This window comes from Endozoicomonas sp. SESOKO3, from assembly GCF_024606255.1.
Genome location: NZ_JAHHPR010000218.1, coordinates 1 through 1,204, shown reverse-complemented (window position 1 = coordinate 1,204; position 1,204 = coordinate 1). Strand labels below are relative to the sequence as shown.

Genomic DNA, 1,204 nt, shown 5'->3' with positions numbered 1-1,204 from the left:
CCTCAATTTCTTGCAATCCTCGCTACGGACGCTTAAGTCCGACAGGCTGCTAGTCTACCAATCCATAATATTCATCAGCATTCTGGTGAGCTTAAACAATAGCAAAAACTCAACGATATAAACTGGAGTGATCATCGTCTTAGACACTTCATTTGGCAGATGCCGTTAGCATGACTGTCTACACTCAGGCTCAGGCCGACATCGCTGATGGTAGAGAGGTTACCGATGAACAAAACCGACATTGTCAAAGAGAAGCTCCAGAATTCCATTTATACTCTTGGCGAGGCTATCCGAAGCAGGGATTGGACAACGCTGGAAGTTTTGGATTCTGAAGCACGTCAGGCGATCGAAGAAGCGCTGGAAAGTGGCTCTGCTCCCTCGGAAGAGGTGAAGGATCTGCTCGAAGAACTCCAGACGCTCTATCAGGGAATGATATCAGCCTGCCAGCTTGAACGAGATCGTGTACAGGAACAGTTGACGGTCAGTAAACGTCGCCAGCAAGCGATTGAGAACTATCAGAAAAGTAACAAACGTTGAGGTTGCCCGGTTCTGGATTTTGCAGACATTCATTCGAAGCGCTGCGGAATCATGGTGTTAATAAATCAGAACCAGAGTATTTCGAAGCCCACTTTCTTGGGGTGATCTATCCTTCTTGTCTGTGAACCAGAATGCCAGGATAGAATTATTCAATACCTACTCCTTATGGCGCCGCTGTTTTTGGTACTCGGGTTGTCTGTCGTCTGTCAGGCTGAACCGTGGACAGGATGTTTTGCTGTCGGGGCTGAACCAAATGCAGGATTTTCGCATCAGAGCTTTTCTATCAAAGGTGTCCGACATTCACCGCAGGGTAACCCGTCAGATATTGCCGACACAAATGGCTATACAGGACCAACCAGGCCGCCTGATGACAAACCACACAGACTTGGCGGCTATGGGATAAAAGCGACCATCATTGAGTCGATTTCGTGGCAGTTACTTTATGCCACTGACCTGCAGGTGGCTCACAAACTGATACTGACCATCAAAGACGCCCCCCTGAATTCCAATCCTTATTCATGGTTATCTGTAGAAGTGCTTGTCGCTGTCGGTTGGCTTTTAAAAAGCTATTGGAACTCCGGGTTACTGATGTCTAACCCGATTGAACAACAAAAGGTGAGTCAGGACCATTCGTTAGACACTATTACAATGATGTTTGGCTCTGGAC

2 protein-coding genes are annotated in these 1,204 nt (G+C 47.3%); both read left to right on the top strand.

The features are described 5' to 3' along the window. Positions 1 to 225: 225 nt before the first annotated feature. Positions 226 to 537, top strand: a complete 312-nt coding sequence (locus KDK18_RS03930) for a hypothetical protein (protein WP_257253359.1) — start codon at positions 226 to 228, stop codon at positions 535 to 537. Positions 538 to 702: 165 nt separating this feature from the next. Then, positions 703 to 1,204: hypothetical protein (locus tag KDK18_RS03925; protein ID WP_257253358.1), on the top strand; the 502-nt coding region annotated here is incomplete at its 3' end.

Bases quoted from the DNA above. Each gene is read 5' to 3' on its own strand.
- KDK18_RS03930 (WP_257253359.1), top strand. From the start codon at position 226: ATGAACAAAACCGACATTGTCAAAGAGAAGCTCCAGAATTCCATTTAT.